Consider the following 16,059-nt stretch of genomic DNA (forward strand, 5'->3'; position numbering starts at 1 on the left):
TACCTCACCGTTCAGTACATTAGGTCGGCGGGCCGACGTCATCAGAGGGGATGACATGGACGACTCCCTGCATCGCGTGAAGACGCCCAGGAAGGCCGCGGTCAGCTCCTGGATCGGCAGCGCCCTCGAGTACTACGACTTCTTCATCTACGGGACGGCCGCGGCGCTGGTCTTCCCGAAGATCTTCTTCCCTTCGGGCAACCCGGCAGCGGCCACGATCGCGTCGCTGGCCACGTTCGGCGTGGCCTACGTCGCGCGGCCGGTCGGCTCGTTCATCCTCGGGCACCTCGGCGACACCATCGGGCGCAAGAACGTCCTGGTGATCACGCTCGTCGGGATGGGCCTGGCGACCTTCCTGATCGGGGTCCTGCCGACCTACGAACAGATCGGCATCGCCGCGCCGACCCTGCTGCTGGTCCTGCGCGTGGCGCAGGGCCTCGCGGTGGCGGGCGAGCAGTCGAGCGCGAGCTCGGCGACCCTGGAGCACGCTCCGGCCGGCCGGCGCGCCTACTACACCAGCTTCACCCTCGCCGGCACGCAGTTCGGCAACATCCTGGCCACGGTGGTGTTCATCCCCGTCGGCGCGCTGCCGGAGGAGGCCCTGCTGAGCTGGGGTTGGCGGGTCCCGTTCCTGCTCAGCGCCATCGTGATGGTCGCCGGCCTGTGGATCCGGCGCAGCTTGGGCGAGAGCCCCGTCTTCGTCGAGGAGAAGCAGCGCCAGGAGACGCCCCGTGCGCCGCTGCCGGTGCTGTTCCGCAGCTACACACCCGACGTGCTCAAGGTGCTCTTCGCCGCGCTCGTCTCCGTGATCAGCACGCTCTTCTCGATCTACGCCCTGACCTACGGCGTCAACACCATGGGGCTGTCCCGCACGAGCATGCTGTGGATGGTCGCCCTCGCCAACGTCGTGGCGCTCGGCGCGATCCCGCTCTGGGGGATGCTGGCCGACCGGATCGGGCGCAAGCCGGTCTACGTCGCCGGTGCGCTCGGCCCCGCGATCCTGATCTGGCCCTTCATCTGGTCGATCAGCCAGCAGAACATCGTGCTCGTTTTCGTCTTCGGCATCCTGCAGTCGGGGATCATCTACAGCGCGTACAGCGGAGCCGCGTTCGCGCTGTGGAACGAGCAGTTCGACACCCGGGTCCGGATGTCGGGTGTGGCGGTGGGGACGCAGTTCGGGTTCGCCCTCGGCGGCTTCGCGCCGACGATCGCCGCCGCCCTCGCCGGGCCGAAGCTGGAGAACTGGGTGCCGGTGGCGATGCTCGGCTCCGGCGCCGCCCTCGTCGCGATGATCGCCGCCCTCACCATGCGGGAGACCTACCGGGTGCCCCTCGAGAAGCTGGGGAGGCCGGCGCCGGAGACGGCTGCCCCGGCGTGATCGCGAGCGCTTCCCCGGGAGGCGTACCGGGGGGCCGTGCGTCGGGGCGGGCGGACAGCAGCACGACCCCGACCGACGTGACGAGCCCGCCCGCCACCCCGAGCACCAGGGTGACGGGCGTGGTGCCGAAGGGCTCGCCGAGCACGAGCATGCCCACCGCCCCCGCGGTGAACGGGTCGAGGAGCGTGAGCACCGCGAGCGGTGCCCCGAGCCCGCCGTCGCGGTAGGCGTGCTGCGCGAGCACCGTGCCGAGGCAGACCACGACGAGGCCGACCGCGACCCGCTGCACGTCGACCTGGCCGAGCCAGATCGTCTTCGCCGTGGCGGAGGTGAAGCCGAAGCAGACGGCTGCGGACGCTGCGTAGGCGATGGCCGCACCGCGCGGGTGGTGGCGGGTGCCGAGCAGCAGCGCGGTGGCCAGCGTCGCCGCGACGATCGCCGCCAGCACCGCCGCGATCGGCCAGTACCCCGCGGCGCCCCCGATCCGGATCGCGGGCCGCACGGCGTCGTGCGGGACCGCGGCGAGCACCGCGGGCAACCCGCTCACGACGCATGCGGCCCCCGCCCACGACCGGGCCGGAACGGGCTCCCGCCCGAGCCGCGAACCCATCAGCAGCGCGATGACCAGCGTCGACACGCCGATCGGCTGCACCACGACCAGCGGTCCGGCGCCGACCGCGCCGAGGTGGAACAGCGCCCCGACGATCGTCGCCGTGAGGGCGGCCCACCAGCCGCGGCGCCGGACGAGGCGCGCGACGAGGGCCAGCCCGCCGGCCTGCTGCCGGGACGCCTCCCGTTCCTGCAGCACGGCCGACAGCGCGTAGCAGATCGCCGAGGCCACGGCGAGCACGACGGCGATCTGCGGGTACATGCCGTCACACTACGAGCCGTGTTCGGCGGCTAGCCCGACCAGGTGAACGCCGCACCGATCAGAGGTCGAGGACGAGCCGGCCGCACCTGGCCCGGGACACGCAGATCATCATCGTCTCTCCTGCGTCGCGCTCCTCGTCGGTGAGCACCACGTCGCGGTGGTCGACCTCGCCCTCCAGCACGGTGGTCTCGCAGGTCCCGCAGGTCCCCTCCGTGCAGGACGACAGCACCGGGACCCCCGCGTTCTCCACGGCCTCGAGGATCGACAGGTGCGCGGGAACGGTCACCGTGACCCCCGAGCCGCGGAGCTCGACCTCGAACTCGGCGTCGTCCCCCGAGGGGGTGATGACGTTGGTGAACCGCTCGACGTGCAGGGCGCCCGGGGGCCAGGTCCGGCACCGCTCCTCGACGGCGTCGATCAGGCCGGCCGGCCCGCAGCAGTAGACGAGTGTGGACCGGTCCGGCCCGGCGAGGACGGTTGCGAGATCGAGCATCCCGAGCTGGTCCTCCGGCCGGATCGTCACGTGGTCGCCGTAGCCCTCCAGCTCGTCGAGGAACGCCATCGAGGCGCGTTCGCGCCCGCCGTAGTGCAGCTCCCAGCCCGCCCCGGACGCGTGCACCTGGCTGATCATCGGCAGCAACGGCGTGATGCCGATGCCGCCGGCGATGAAGAGGTAGCGCGGCGATCCCAGGAGTGGGAAGTGGTTGCGCGGCCCGCGCGCCGTGAGCGTGCAGCCCTCGTGGGCGTGGTCGTGGACCCACCGGGAGCCGCCGCGGCCGTCGGGCTCGCGGAGGACCGCGACCCGCCACGACTTGTCGTTCTCGACCGGCCCGCACAGGGAGTACTGGCGGGTGAGGCCGCCGGGCAGCACGAGGTCGATGTGGGCGCCCGGTTCCCACGACGGGACGGGATCACCCGACGGCAGCCCCAGCTCCAGCGACACCACCCCGTCGGACTCGGCCCGCCGGGACACGACCACGACCTCGCCCTCGAACGGATCCGCCACGTCGATCCTCTCCTCCCGGCCGTCCTCCCCGACGGTAAGGAGCGCGGGGGGACGAGGTAATTCGCGAACGACGGGTCCGCGGCGGGCCGGGAGTCCATGGTCGGCTACGCCATACGTCCCGAACCCGGTCGGACGCACGGGAATGCGGTGATCGCGCTAGCGGCGGGAAGCATTCGGCGTGGATGTAGGTTCCCGCCGATTCCTGCCGGGACACAGGGCGCAGAGAGGGAGTAACACCATCCGATCCTCCGACGCAGACACATCGTGATCCGTGACTTCGTGGCCCAGCCGTACCCGCTGTTCGCGATCGTCGTCGTGACCGGACGCATGGAGCCCCACATCGGACGGGTCGTCGGGTGGGAACGTGCCGACGGCGGGCGCGTCCTCGCCCCGGTCCTCACCCTGGGCGCGCGGACCTTCGTGCCGGGCGTGGCGGACCACGTCGCTTACGAGGAATCCCGCGAGGAGGCCGAGCGGCGCGCCTCCGTGTTCGTAGCGGCCGCACTCCAGGCCGACGAGCAGCTCCGCGACGAGGTACCGCTGCAGCGCGCGCACGCGGGCGAACGCGATGCGTCGAAACCTGCGATCATGCCGCCCGAGGGCCGATGACGCTGGAGCGTGACGATGCCGAGGACCATCACCGACGGGAAGGCGTTCAAGCTCGGGCTGTTCTCCGCGAACTGCTCGTCGGGGCTGGCGGTGACCCGCATCCCCGAGCGCTGGTCGGGCAGCTGGGAGGACAACCTGCGGCTCGCGCGGCTCGCCGACGAGGTCGGCATCGACTTCCTGCTACCCATCGCCCGGTGGATCGGCTACGGCGGGGAGACCAACTTCCACGAGGGCGTGCTCGACCCCGTCGCTTCTGCCGCGGCGCTGCTCGCGCACACGCGGCGGATCACCGTGTTCTCGACGATCCACACCGCGTTCAACCACCCCGTCGTGGCGGCGAAGCAGCTCGCCACGGTGGACCAGATCGGGGAGGGCCGGGCCGGGATCAACATCGTGGCCGGCTGGAACGAGCCGGAGTACCGGGCGTTCGGCGTGGAACTGCCGTCCGACCACGATGACCGCTACGCGCTGGCCCAGGAGTGGTGGGAGGTGATCCGGGCGATCTGGAGCGAACCCGGCTCCTTCGACCACGAGGGCCGGTTCTTCACCCTCCGCGGGGTGGAGGGCATGCCGAAGCCGTTCGACGGCGCGCTGCCCGTTCTCAATGCAGGCTCGTCGGCCCAGGGGCGCGGGTTCGCCGCCCGCAACGCCGACTTCGCGTTCACGATCGTCGCAGGTCCGGACGACGGCGCCGAGGTCGTGCGGGGCATCCGGGAGCGGGCGGAGCGGGAGTACGGCCGCTCGGTGGGCGTCTTCACCCTCGGACACGTGGTGTGCCGGCCCACCCGGCGGGAGGCCGAGGAATACCTGCACCACTACGCCGTGGAGAACGCCGACTGGGCGGCCGTGGACAACCTCATGCGGCTGCAGGGCCTGCACGCGCAGTCGTTCACGCCGGAGATGCTCGCGACGTTCCGGGCCCGGTTCGCGGCCGGCCACGGCAGCTGCCCCCTGATCGGCACGCCCGACGAGGTGGCCGACGAGATCGAGCGGTTCCACCGGGCCGGGTTCGGTGGCATGACCCTGTCGTTCGTCGACTACGTCGGCGAGCTCGAGTACTTCGCCCAGGAGGTGCTGCCGAGGCTCGAGGCGAAGGGCATCCGCCTCCCGACGTGAATCAGCGGCGGTCGACGCCCGCGTCGAGCTGCTCGCGGATGGCGTCCATGTCGATCAGGGACCACATCTGGGCGATCCTGCCGTCCTCGTAGCGGTAGAACACGTGCTCGACGAACGAGATCCGCCGCCCCGTCGGCGGAATGCCCCTGAAGCTCGCAGCGGGGGTGCAGTCGAACCGGATGCGGCACGCCACCTGGTCGCCCTGCACCAGGAGCCGTTCGATCGCATAGTGCAGGTCCGGGATCTCCGTCGCGTCGCGACGCAGCAGGTCCTGGAACTCGGCGACGGTCAGCGTCCGGTCGTTGTGCACGACCGGGTCGTGCACGAACTCGGCGAGGTCACCGAACCGTCGTTCGTCGAGGCATGTGAGGTAGGCGCGATAACGGGCCTCGAGATCAGCCACAGACGGGTTCCCTTCACGGCTCTTCCCCGGAGGAGTGTGCACCGCGCGTTCCGAAGTGAACGCGGCAGGGGCGCGCCTCGGCGTCAGGCGGGCGTGAGCGCCTCCAGGACATCGGCGGGAACGACCACGTCGGCCCGCGGCCGCGTCGACTCCACCAGCCGCGCGTTCGGCTCGTCCACCGCGGCCACCCATGCCCTGGCCCGGTCCGGTTCCTTGCCGAACGTGATGTGCCGGGCGACGAGCTGGGTGAGGCGCACGTCCGGGCGCGGGTCGCAGAACCACGTCTCGTCGAGCTGCGCCGCCACCTCGGGCCAGCGTCCCGACTCCACGAGGAGGTAGTTGCCCTCGGTGAGGACGAGCCGGGCGGCGCGGGGCACGGCGATCGCGCCTGCGAGCGGCTGCTCCAGGTCCCGTTCGAAGGCCGGCGCGTAGATCACGTCCTCGGCGTCGGCGTGGATCCGGCGCAGCAGGGCGACGTAGCCGCCGACGTCGAACGTGTCGGGTGCACCCTTCGCGTCGAGGCGCCCGAGCGCGCGCAGGGCGACGTCGGCGAGGTGGAACCCGTCCATCGGCACGTGCGCCACCCGCTCGGGGTCCAGCTCGCGCAGGAGCGCCTCGACGAGCGTCGACTTGCCGGCGCCGGGGCTGCCGGTGATCCCGAGGACGGCCCGGCCCGGGCCGGCCGCCAGGGCGGCGGCCCGGGCGACGAGGTCGGCGAGCGTCACCGGGGGCGGCTGGCCGCGAGCTGCCCCGCGATGAACGACCGGGCGTGCGCGGCGAGGTCGGCGCCGTCGGACCACAGGTTGCGCCACACGGCCAGGTCGCTCGACAACCCCGGGGAGACGACGGCCGACGAGAACGACTCGAACGTGATCGGGCCGGTGTAGCGGATGTCGGCCAGCGCGTGGAAGAACGCGCCGAAGTCGAGGTGCCCCGAGCCGAGGTAGCCGCGGTGGTTCTCGCCGATGTGCACGTAGCCGAGCCGGTCGCCCACCTCGTACACCGGGCGGACGAGGTCGTCCTCCTCGATGTTCATGTGATAGGTGTCCAGGTGGATCACGACGTTGTCGGCGCCGATGTCGTCGGCGAGGCGCAGGGCGTCGTGCGCCGTGTTGATCACGTGGGTCTCGTAGCGGTTGCAGATCTCCAGCCCGAGCGTCATGCCTTGCCCGGCGGCCTCGGCGGCCAGCTCGCGCAGCACCCGCACCACGTTGGCCCGCCCGGCGTCGGACAGGGGTGCCGAGTACTTGCCGAGCGCGCTGTAGAGCGCCCCGGTGAGGATGGTGGCGCCGAGCTCGCGGGTGGTGGTCAGCGAGTCGACGAGCAGCTGCGCCCCGCGGTCGACGACGGCGGGGTCGGTGCTCGAGACGTCGGCGTCGAACGCGAGCCCGCGCGAGCACGCCACGCCGATGCCCGCGGCCTGCAGCTCCGCTCGCGCGGCCGCGGTGTCGAGCTGCTTCGCGTCGTGGAGCGACAGCTCCAGCAGGTCGTAGCCGGCCGTCTTGGTGCGGGCCACCGCCTCGCTCAGAGCGGACGGGCTGGTGTCGCCCACCCACACGAGTGCGTGGACGCCGATCGGGTTGGTCACGGATGGATCCTTTCAGCTCGGGGTGGCCGGTGTGCCGGTGCGGGACCGCTGGGAAGCGGCTCGCCCGGCGGAGGCGAGGCGGCCTGCGAAGTCGGTGAGCGCGTCGTGATCGGCGTTGCTGAGGCTGACGCGGAACGTTCCGCGGTCGTCCGGGAGGAAGGCGGTGCCCGGGATGACCAGCGTGTCGTGGTCGACGACGAGCTCGCTCACGACGTCCTCGGTGGGGCGCCCGGCGAACGGGTGGCGGACCCAGCCGAACAACCCGCCCGCGGAGAGCAGCTCGAAGCCGCCGGGCCGGTCGACCATCACGGTGGCGAACCGGTGGCGCCGCTCGGCGATCTCGCGGGCCCGCTCCCGCCGCCACTCCTGCGCCATGGTGAGCCCGGCCCATGCGGCCTCCTGGCCGATCCGCGGGGCGCAGATGGCGACGCAGTCGAGCAGCTTCGTGACCTCCCGGCCCAGATCGGGGGAGGCGACCAGCGCGCCGACGCGGTAGCCCGGGATGGCGAAGTCCTTGGAGAAGCTGTGCAGGCTGACGACGGTGCGGGCCCATTCCGGGTCGGCGAAGAGCGCGTGCGGCGGCTCATCGGTGTCGCGGAACGACCGGTACGTCTCGTCGAGGACCAGTGCGACGTCGTGCCGGGCCGCCACCTCCGCCAGCGCGGCGATCCGCTCCGGCGGCGCGGTGGCGCCGCTCGGGTTGCCCGGCGTCACCACCACGATGGCCCGGGTCCGCGGGGTGATCAGGGCCTCCGCGGCCTCGGGGGTGGGAACCAGGTCGGGCCCCGGTTCGAGGTACACCGGCACGATCCCGGACATCCGCAGCCACATGTCGTGGTTGAAGTAGTACGGCAGCGTCAGCACCACCTCGTCGCCGGGCGCGGCGAGCGCCGACGCGACGAGGCAGAACGCCTGGTTGCAGCCTGCGGTGACGATCACGTGCTCGGCCTGCACCTGCCCGCGGTACGCGGCCGAGAGCTCGGCGGCGAACGCCTCGCGCAGGTGCGGGAGGCCCGCGATCTCCACGTAGTCCCCGCCGCGCGGGTTCCGGGCGGTCGCGACGACGTGCTCCAGCACCTCGGGGGCGGCCGGGTACTGGGGCGCAGCCTGGGACAGGTCGAGCAGCTCGCGCTTCCTCGCGCGGCGCTCGACGAGCGCGTGTGCCGCCCCGATCGGGGAGTCCGTCGTCTCGACCGTCCAGTGGTTCAATCGCACGAGGCCATCCCAACAGATCGGCCCCGACAGATCGGCGGTGCCGGGTGCTCACCCCGTGAGCAACCTCAGCGCCCTCACAGGGTGGCTGTGTCACGGTCGCCTCGACACCGCCCGAGCAGGGCGTCGAACTTCTGGTCTGGAGGAACGTTGGCCGTCCGTCGTCGGTCTCACCGTCTTGCCGCGGTTCTGGCCGTGCTCACGGCGACCGCACTGGTCGCGGCATGCGGCACGCAGGCGCCCGAGGCCACGGACCGCTGTTCGGTGTACAAGCCCGGCTCCGAGGAGTGCGCGGACGGCCTCGGAGGATCTCCCCAGGACGGCCAGGGCGGCGGGGCGCCCACGCTCGACCGCGAGGTCGGGCGCATCGCCATGTCGGCCGACGGCAACCAGCACGACAACGACGACTGGGCGTCCGCGCCCATGGCGCTGGCGATCCTCGCGCACGGCAACCTGCAGCCCAACCTCGTGCACTACGACTACAACAACCACATCTGGGACTCCTCCGACGAGCACCTGAAGAACATGACCGAGAGCGTGCAGGAGGGCGGCAAGCGCTTCGGCTTCGACATGTCCCGGTTCTTCGACGACACCGACCCCGCGCAGCTGGACGCGGGCACGAAGAACCTGGTGGCCGAGATCAACGCCTCGACCCCGGACGACCAGCTCTCGATCGTCCTCGCCGGCCCCGTCGAGACGGTCTGGATGGCGCTCGACGCAGCCGACCCGGATGCCCGCAAGAACGTCGAATGCATCACCCACGGCGAGGACAGCTTCAACCAGACCCACGCGAAGGAAGAGCACGGCGGCCACGACTACGAGGACCTGGTCGACCTCGGCTGCGAGCGCGTCGAGATCCCCGACCAGAACTCCGGCCTCGGCCCGGTCGACATGGACTTCTGGGACTTCCTCACCGACAGCGGCGACGACAACTGGGAGTGGCTGCACTCCCGCCTCGACGTGGTCGGCAACGGCGACGTCTCCGACGCGGGCATGGTCTTCTACGTGATCACCGACGAGAAGGACGCCGACCGCTCCGACGTGAAGGACTACCTCGAGAAGTAGTCCCCCGAGGGGCTCTCGGCGGGGGCTCGGCCGCGGTCCTCGCGCTCATATGAGCACGACCGCGCACAGTTTGCCGACTTTCCTTGACCGGGCACGGCTGGGCGCCAACAATCCGAGCCGAGCTAGCCGAGGTGCCGATGGAGATCCTGGAGTTCATGTTCGTCGCCGGGTTCGGACGAGTGCGCGGCCCGCTGGGGGCGGTCACGTGACCGCGCTGGGGGCTGCGGCCCTGTCGTCGCTCGGTCCCGAGGTCGTGGTCCCCTCGTACGACCGCACGGCCGTCCGCGCCGGGATCGTGCACTTCGGCGTGGGCGCGTTCCACCGCGCCCACCAGGCGATGTACCTCGATCGCCTCATGAACGAGGGCAAGGCGCTCGACTGGGGCATCTGCGGTGTCGGCGTGCTGCCCGGCGACCGGAGGATGCGGGACGCGCTGGCGGCGCAGGACCACCTGTACACGCTGGTGATCAAGCACGCCGACGGCACGTTCGAGCCGCGGGTCGTCGGATCGATCGTGGACTACCTCTTCGCGCCGGACGACCCGGATGCGGTGATCGAGAAGCTGGCCGACGAGGCCACGCGCATCGTCTCGCTGACCGTCACCGAGGGCGGCTACAACTTCAACGCCGTGACCGGCGAGTTCGACCCGACCAACCCGGACGTGGTGCACGACCTGCAGCCCGGTGCGGCGCCCCGGACCACGTTCGGGCTCATCGTCGAGGGGCTCGTCCGGCGCCGGGAGCGGGGCCTGCCGCCGTTCACCGTGCTGTCCTGCGACAACATCCAGGGCAACGGGGACGCGGCGCGCAAGAGCTTCGGCGCGTTCGCGGCACTGCGCGATCCCGGGCTCGGCAGGTGGGTGCAGGAGAACGTCGCGTTCCCCAACTGCATGGTCGACCGCATCACGCCGGTGACCACCGACGACGACCGGGCCGAGATCGCGCGCCGGTTCGGCGTCGAGGATCGCTGGCCGGTGGTCTGCGAGCCCTTCACGCAGTGGGTGCTGGAGGACTCGTTCCCGCTGGGGCGCCCGCGGTTCGAGGACGTGGGCGTGCAGCTCGTCGCGGACGTCGAGCCGTACGAGCTGATGAAGCTGCGCCTGCTCAACGCCAGCCACCAGGCGCTGTGCTACTTCGGCTACCTCGCGGGCCACCGGCTCGTGCACGACGTGTGCCAGGACCCCCTGTTCGCGAACTTCCTGCTCGCGTACATGGACCGCGAGGCGACGCCGACCCTGGAGCCGGTCCCCGGTGTCGACCTCGGGGAGTACAAGCCCAACCTGATCGCCCGGTTCTCCAACCCGCACGTCCGCGACACCGTCGCACGGCTGTGCGCGGAGAGCTCCGACCGCATCCCGAAGTGGCTGCTACCGGTCATCCGGCACAACCTGGCCCACGACGGCGAGATCAGCCGCTCCGCGGCCGTGGTGGCGAGCTGGGCCCGCTACGCCGAGGGCGTCGACGAGGAGGGGCGGCCCATCGAGGTCGTCGACCGGCTCGCCGACCGGCTCACCGCGTCCGCCCGCCGCCAGCGGGCCGACCGGCTCGCCTTCCTCGCCGACCGCGAGGTGTTCGGCGACCTGGTCGACGACGAGCGCTTCACCAGCGTCTACCGCCAGCACCTCGACTCGCTGTACGAGATCGGTGCCCGGGCGACGCTGGAGAAGCTGGTCTGACCCGGCGGCCTTCGGGAGGTCAACTCTGCCCGGAGGCGGCCGCCCGCCGCGGGAGCACCCAGCCCGGCCGCACCCAGTGGCAGGTGTAGCCGTAGGGGTGCTTCTGGAGGTAGTCCTGGTGCTCCTCCTCGGCCTCCCAGAAGTCGCCCGCAGGCTCCACCTCCGTCACGACCTTCCCGGGCCACAGGCCTGAGGCCTCGACGTCCGCGATCGTGTCCCGGGCGACCCGCTCCTGCTCGTCGTTCGTGTAGTAGATCGCCGACCGGTAGCTGCGCCCGACGTCGTTGCCCTGGCGGTCCTTCGTGGTCGGGTCGTGGATCTGGAAGAAGAACTCCAGCAGCTCGCGGTAGGTGAAGACGTCGGGGTCGAAGACGACCTCGACCGCCTCGGCGTGGTCACCGTGGTTGCGGTAGGTCGCGTTCGGCGTGTCCCCACCGGAGTAGCCGACCCGGGTGGAGACGACGCCGGGCCGTGCGCGCAGGAGTTCCTGCGCTCCCCAGAAGCAGCCGCCCGCCAGGATCGCGCGCTCGGTCGCCATCGTGATCGCCTCCTCGTTTCGAATCCTGCCCCTGCTCCAACCGATGTGCGCCTACCACTGTTCCACTACCTCATGAAGACACCGCCGTTGATGTCGAAGGTGGCCCCGGTGATGAACCCGGTGTCCTCGCCGCAGAGGTAGCCGACGAGCCCGGCCACCTCCTCCGCCCGGCCGAACCGGCCAACGGGTATCGCGGCCTCGGCGGCGCGCAGCTGCTCGGGGTCCATCCCGTCCATCACCGGGGTGCGGGTCGCGGCGGGGGCGATCGCGTTCACCGTGACCCCGGACGGCGCCAGCTCCTTCGCGAAGATCTTGGTCAGCACGAGGATCCCGGCCTTGGACGAGGCGTAGTGCGCGCCCGCGACGAGGCCGCCCTGCTGCCCCGCGAGGGACGCGGTGTTCACGATCCGGCCCCAGCCGCGCTCGCGCATCGCGGGCGCCAGCTCGCGGGTCAGCACGAACACGCTGCGGAGATTGGTGGCGAGCACGTCGTCCCACTCGTCGAGCTCGATCTCCCAGATCGGGCCGACCATGGACTCGTCGTCGTCCATCGTGCCCAGGACGCGCACGCCGAAGCGGCCGCCGAGGTCGTCGAACGCGCGCCGGGACTCGTCGAACACGGCCTTGCGCTCGTCGGGGCCCGCGGCGAAGAACGTGTCCCGGACGCCGATGCAGAACAGCGTGCGCAGGTACTCGCGCGAACCCTCGCGGTGGTCGGTCATCCTCGGGCTCCCCCGGTCGTCGGCGCGAGCTCGACGCCGACCGACGTCGCGCCGATGAGCTCCCGCGCGGCGTGGTTGGCGAACGGCATGAACGGGCCGGCCTGAGCATCCCGCCACATGCGCTCGAACGGCAGCTTCCGTACGTACGACGCGCCACCGACCACCTCGACCAGCGTGGTGAGCGCCTCGACCGCGTTGTTGGTGCACACGTACTTCACGAAGGCGCACCGGGCGAGGCCCTCCTGGACTCCGAGCTGCTCGCGCAGCATGCCGGACCCGACCTCCTCGGCGTGCCGGTACAGCACCGCGCGGGACTGCTCGACGAGGATCTCCACCCGCGCGATCGTGTCCAGGATGAGCGTGTCTGCTGCGATGCCGCGGCGGACGGCCTGGCGCTTGGTCCACTCAAGCGCGCCGACGGCGATCCCGTTGTAGACGGCGCCGAAGGCGGGCATCGCCCAGGCGAACACGGTCTCCAGCACGCGGGCGTCCAGGTGGCCGACGGGCAGCGAGTGCACGACGTTCTCGCTCGGGACGAACAGATCGGTGAACTCGACGTCGTTGCTCTGCGTGCCGCGCATCCCCAGCATGTCCCAGTTCTGGTGGATGGTGACGGCCGGATCGGACAGGTCGGCGCGGAGCAACAGCAGCAACGGCCCGCGCTCGGGGTCCTCGTACCGGGCGGTGGTGGAGCAGTGCGTGGCGACGGAGGTGTTGGTGCCGAAGTTCTTGCGCCCGTTGACGAGGAACCCGCCCTCGACGGCCGTCGCGGTCGTGCGGGCGTCGGTCATGAGGTTCGGGCTCCCGATCTCGCTGGTCACGGCCGCCCACACGAGCTCGTCGCGGGCGGCCGCGCGCAGGAAGCCCTCCAGCCGCGGGTCCCGCGTACGCCGCCACACCGCCGACCACTGCCCCAGCGGTGAGATGTGCATGTTCACCGCGAGCGCCGTCGCGGCATCGCCCTGGGCGAGCCGCTCGAAGGCCGGGATGGCCTCGGCAGGGCTCGCGCCGAGACCGCCGAGCTCCTCGGGGAGCGTGAGCCGGAGGAAACCGGTGGACCGCATGTCCTCGTAGTTCTCGAACGGGAAGGTGTTGTCGCGGTCGTGCTCGTCGGCCCGTTCGGCGAACGTGTCGGCCAGTTTGGCCGCCAGTTCGACGAACTGCTGCTGGCGCTCGGTCAGGCACTGCTTCATGCCCTCAGCTCCTCGGTTCGGGAAGGTGGCGGCCGTAGCCGCGGTCGCGGTAGGTCAGTCCCTCCACCGCGGAGGAGGTGGCGGCGACGACGCGCCCCACGCACACCACGTGGGTACCGACGATCAGCGGGTGGCTCAGGACGCAGTCGAAGGCCGCCGGGACGTCCGGGAGGACCGGCGAGCCGGTGCGGGCCGTCCGCCAGGAGCCGTCGAACGCGTACCGCTCTCCGACCGCGCCCCGCCCGGCGAACACGTCGGAGACCGCGCGGTGCGCCGGGCCGAGCACGTTGACGGCGAAACACCCGTTCGCCAGCAGCGCCTCCGCGGCCGCCGTCGCCCGGTAGAGGCAGACCAGCAGCGTCGGCGGGTCGGCGGTCACCGAGGTCGCCGCGCTGACCGTCTGGCCGAACCGGCCGGCCGCCCCGTCGGTGGTGACGACGGTGACCGCCGCGGCGGTCCGGGCCATCGCGGTGACGTAGGCCTGCCGGAGGGCGGGGTCGCAGTCGCCCGGGAGATCGACGCGAGAGGTCGTCGGCATGTCGCGAGTCTGGTGAGACCTGGCACACAACCTCAAACGGAACTTCTCGCTACGCTGCATCGACTCCTTCGATGTACGGAGGTCAGCGGTGTCGCGTCGGCCTCGGTTCACGCTCGTCCAGCTGCAGTACTTCGTGGAGGCGGCCGAGACCGGCAGCATCACCGTGGCCGCCGAGCGGCTGCACGCGTCGCAGTCCACGCTGTCGTCGGCGATCCAGCGGCTCGAGCACGAGCTGCGGTGCCCGCTGTTCGTCCGGCACCAGGCCCGCGGCGTGAGCCTCACGCCGGGCGGTCGCGAGCTGCTCGCCCGCGCCCGTGACCTGCTGGACCGGGCCGCCGAGCTCGCCGAGGTGGGACGGGCACTGCAGGACGAGCCGGCCGGGACGCTGCGCGCGGGGTTCTTCGTGACGCTCGCGCCGTTCTACCTGCCCGAGGTGCTGACCCGCCTGCAGCGCAGCCACCCGCGGATCGAGCTCGACGTGCTGGAGGCGGATGGCACCGGCCTGCACGCGGCGCTGCGGTCGGGGGACTGCGAGGTGGCCGTGACCTACGGGCTCGACATCGGCGAGGACATGCGGTTCCGGACCCTCGTGGAGGTGCGTCCGTACGCGCTGGTGTCGGCCCGGCACCCAGTGGCCGGCCGGGAGGTCGCGACGCTCGCCGAGCTCGTGCAGCGGCCCATTGTGATGCTGGATCTGCCCGAGACCAGCCGCTTCATGCTCGGCATGCTCGAACGGGCCGGCGCCCGGCCCAGCCGGATCCTGCGCACCACCAACTTCGAGACCATGCGCGGGCTCGTGGCGGCCGGTGACGGGTTCGCGATCCTCAACCAGCGCCCGCAGGTGATCTCGCCCCGCCCGGGCGCCGCCTTCGCCGTCACGATCGCCGACGCCGAGCCGGTCGGCATCGGGATCCTGCACGTGGCGGGAATCCCGCTGCACCGGCGCACGACGGCGTTCGTCGACGCGTGCCGCGGCGCGGCCGAGGCGATCATCGGCAGCGGGGACGCCCGCCGGTCATGACGCCGGCGCGCCCGGTCGGCGTCCGCGGACGTCACACCGTCGCGATCGGGGTCACGGGCGACCCGACCGCGCCGGGCAGGCGGAGCGGGGGAGCGGTGAGCAGGAAGCGGGAGCGGCCCGCCGCCCGCAGGTGGGCGGCGAGCTCGCAGATCCACCACAGCTCGCCGAGGTGCACCCCGAGGCGGAACAGGCACAGCTCGTGGAGCGGCAGCGCCGGCTCGTCCCGCAGCTCGTGGTCGGGCGGGAAGGCCTCGACCGCGTAGTTGTCGGCGGCGATCGCGGCGATGCCGCTGTCTCGGATCCAGTCCCGCAGGTCCGGGTCGGCGCCGTCGAGGACGGCGCACACGTCGAGGGAGTCGGGGTCGGGGCGACCGTGCTGGTCGGCCAGCAGCCGCGTGAACCCGGTGTGCAGCACCAGGATGTCGCCGGGTTCGACGACGACGCCGTCGGCGTCGAGCACCCGCGAGAGCGCCTCGAACCCGACGACGGTGCGCTCCGTGCCGAAGTGGGCCTCGAGGTCGACGAGGACGGCCCGGCCCTGGACGCCGTGGCGCGCCATGTGGCTGATGTCGACCGGGCCGGCGTACGAGGTCGAGGCGGTGCCCTCGGTGGCGCCATCGAGGCGGCCGAGGCTGCGGATGCCGGCCATCGCGAGATCGTCCGGGCCCTTCACGTCGGTCCCGGCGCGCCAGCCGTTGTAGAAGACGCGCTCGGCGGTCCCGTCGCCGTCGGCGTCGAAGTGGGAGCCCGCATGGCCGAAGGCGTCCCATTGCGTGGAGTACTGGGTGTGCAGCACGACGAGGTCGTCGCACATGACGTCGGTGGCACCGGGGAAGGCGACGGTCATGTCGCAGTTGAAGCCGACCACGCCGGACCGCAGCGTGGGCCGCAGGACGGGTGGGAGCCGGTTCGGGTTGAGCACCGCGCCACCGGGGAGGTCCAGCGGCAGCGACAGGCAGAAGGTGATGCCGTCGCGCACCTCGGCGACGCCCTTTCGGACCTGATCGGGCCCGACCAGGTTGAGCCGTCCGAGACGGTCGTCCGGGCCGAAGTCGCCCCAGGTCGAACCCTCGGGCCGGTTGCGCCAGCGCGCCATCACGCCACCTCCGTCGTCCATGGTCTGA

The 16,059-nt window shown here is 71.8% G+C and carries 17 protein-coding genes; 6 read left to right on the forward strand and 11 right to left on the reverse strand.

Going from position 1 to position 16,059, the window contains the following annotated elements:
* Positions 1–55 precede the first annotated feature (55 nt).
* Positions 56–1,378 carry an MFS transporter gene (locus FHX44_RS26900; protein ID WP_147258352.1) on the forward strand — a complete coding sequence of 441 codons (1,323 nt, stop codon included), beginning with the start codon at positions 56–58 and terminating at the stop codon, positions 1,376–1,378.
* Here the strand turns inward: FHX44_RS26900 and FHX44_RS26905 are convergent.
* Entirely contained in the window at positions 1,302–2,249 is a 948-nt protein-coding gene (locus FHX44_RS26905) for a DMT family transporter (protein ID WP_147258353.1), read from the reverse strand. The two genes, FHX44_RS26900 and FHX44_RS26905, sit on opposite strands and share 77 nt — an antisense overlap.
* 58 nt (positions 2,250–2,307) lie before the next feature.
* A complete protein-coding gene (locus tag FHX44_RS26910; RefSeq protein WP_147258354.1) occupies positions 2,308–3,255 on the reverse strand; it encodes a PDR/VanB family oxidoreductase in 948 nt (315 codons plus the stop codon).
* A 264-nt stretch (positions 3,256–3,519) separates the two neighbouring features.
* Between FHX44_RS26910 and FHX44_RS26915 the strand changes: the two genes are divergently transcribed.
* Positions 3,520–3,864: a hypothetical protein gene (locus tag FHX44_RS26915; RefSeq protein ID WP_147258355.1), complete on the forward strand. Its 345-nt coding sequence runs from the start codon at positions 3,520–3,522 to the stop codon at positions 3,862–3,864.
* Positions 3,865–3,879: 15 nt separating this feature from the next.
* A complete protein-coding gene (locus FHX44_RS26920; RefSeq protein ID WP_147258356.1) occupies positions 3,880–4,980 on the forward strand; it encodes an LLM class flavin-dependent oxidoreductase in 1,101 nt (366 codons plus the stop codon).
* 1 nt (position 4,981) lies between these two features.
* Here the strand turns inward: FHX44_RS26920 and FHX44_RS26925 are convergent, their stop codons facing one another.
* The 4 genes from FHX44_RS26925 to FHX44_RS26940 form a co-directional block, all read right to left on the reverse strand.
* Positions 4,982–5,383 (reverse strand): ester cyclase, encoded by a 402-nt coding sequence (locus tag FHX44_RS26925; RefSeq protein ID WP_212612655.1) that lies wholly within the window; start codon positions 5,381–5,383, stop codon positions 4,982–4,984.
* 83 nt (positions 5,384–5,466) lie between these two features.
* Positions 5,467–6,108: a nucleoside/nucleotide kinase family protein gene (locus FHX44_RS26930; protein ID WP_212612656.1), complete on the reverse strand. Its 642-nt coding sequence runs from the start codon at positions 6,106–6,108 to the stop codon at positions 5,467–5,469.
* The gene (locus FHX44_RS26935) at positions 6,105–6,971 is read right to left on the reverse strand and encodes a sugar phosphate isomerase/epimerase family protein (RefSeq protein WP_147258359.1); all 867 of its coding nucleotides are present in this window, start codon (positions 6,969–6,971) and stop codon (positions 6,105–6,107) included. Before FHX44_RS26935 ends, FHX44_RS26930 begins: the two co-directional genes overlap by 4 nt.
* Positions 6,972–6,983: 12 nt before the next feature.
* Positions 6,984–8,186, reverse strand: a complete 1,203-nt coding sequence (locus FHX44_RS26940; RefSeq protein ID WP_147258360.1) for an aminotransferase — start codon at positions 8,184–8,186, stop codon at positions 6,984–6,986.
* A gap of 192 nt (positions 8,187–8,378) precedes the next feature.
* Between FHX44_RS26940 and FHX44_RS26945 the strand changes: the two genes are divergently transcribed.
* Positions 8,379–9,248: a hypothetical protein gene (locus tag FHX44_RS26945; protein ID WP_147258361.1), complete on the forward strand. Its 870-nt coding sequence runs from the start codon at positions 8,379–8,381 to the stop codon at positions 9,246–9,248.
* 205 nt (positions 9,249–9,453) lie between these two features.
* Positions 9,454–10,923, forward strand: a complete 1,470-nt coding sequence (locus FHX44_RS26950) for a mannitol dehydrogenase family protein (RefSeq protein ID WP_246170603.1) — start codon at positions 9,454–9,456, stop codon at positions 10,921–10,923.
* 19 nt (positions 10,924–10,942) lie between these two features.
* Here the strand turns inward: FHX44_RS26950 and msrA are convergent, their stop codons facing one another.
* The 4 genes from msrA to FHX44_RS26970 form a co-directional block, all read right to left on the reverse strand.
* Entirely contained in the window at positions 10,943–11,461 is a 519-nt protein-coding gene (msrA, locus tag FHX44_RS26955; RefSeq protein ID WP_147258363.1) for a peptide-methionine (S)-S-oxide reductase MsrA, read from the reverse strand.
* 65 nt (positions 11,462–11,526) lie between these two features.
* A complete protein-coding gene (locus tag FHX44_RS26960) occupies positions 11,527–12,183 on the reverse strand; it encodes an SDR family oxidoreductase (protein ID WP_147258364.1) in 657 nt (218 codons plus the stop codon).
* On the reverse strand, positions 12,180–13,376 hold the full coding sequence (locus tag FHX44_RS26965) for an acyl-CoA dehydrogenase family protein (RefSeq protein WP_147258365.1): 1,197 nt from the start codon (positions 13,374–13,376) through the stop codon (positions 12,180–12,182). Before FHX44_RS26965 ends, FHX44_RS26960 begins: the two co-directional genes overlap by 4 nt.
* A 4-nt stretch (positions 13,377–13,380) precedes the next feature.
* Positions 13,381–13,914, reverse strand: a complete 534-nt coding sequence (locus tag FHX44_RS26970) for a flavin reductase family protein (RefSeq protein ID WP_170309058.1) — start codon at positions 13,912–13,914, stop codon at positions 13,381–13,383.
* A gap of 88 nt (positions 13,915–14,002) precedes the next feature.
* Here FHX44_RS26970 and FHX44_RS26975 point away from each other — a divergent pair, with 88 nt between their 5' ends.
* Positions 14,003–14,935, forward strand: coding sequence for a LysR family transcriptional regulator (locus FHX44_RS26975; protein ID WP_170309059.1), 933 nt, complete (start codon positions 14,003–14,005; stop codon positions 14,933–14,935).
* A gap of 31 nt (positions 14,936–14,966) precedes the next feature.
* Here FHX44_RS26975 and FHX44_RS26980 read toward each other — a convergent pair whose 3' ends face one another.
* Positions 14,967–16,052, reverse strand: a complete 1,086-nt coding sequence (locus FHX44_RS26980; protein ID WP_246170604.1) for a cyclase family protein — start codon at positions 16,050–16,052, stop codon at positions 14,967–14,969.
* Between the last annotated feature and the right edge of the window lie 7 nt (positions 16,053–16,059).

It is taken from the genome of Pseudonocardia hierapolitana, assembly GCF_007994075.1.
In the GTDB taxonomy this organism is placed as follows: domain Bacteria; phylum Actinomycetota; class Actinomycetes; order Mycobacteriales; family Pseudonocardiaceae; genus Pseudonocardia; species Pseudonocardia hierapolitana.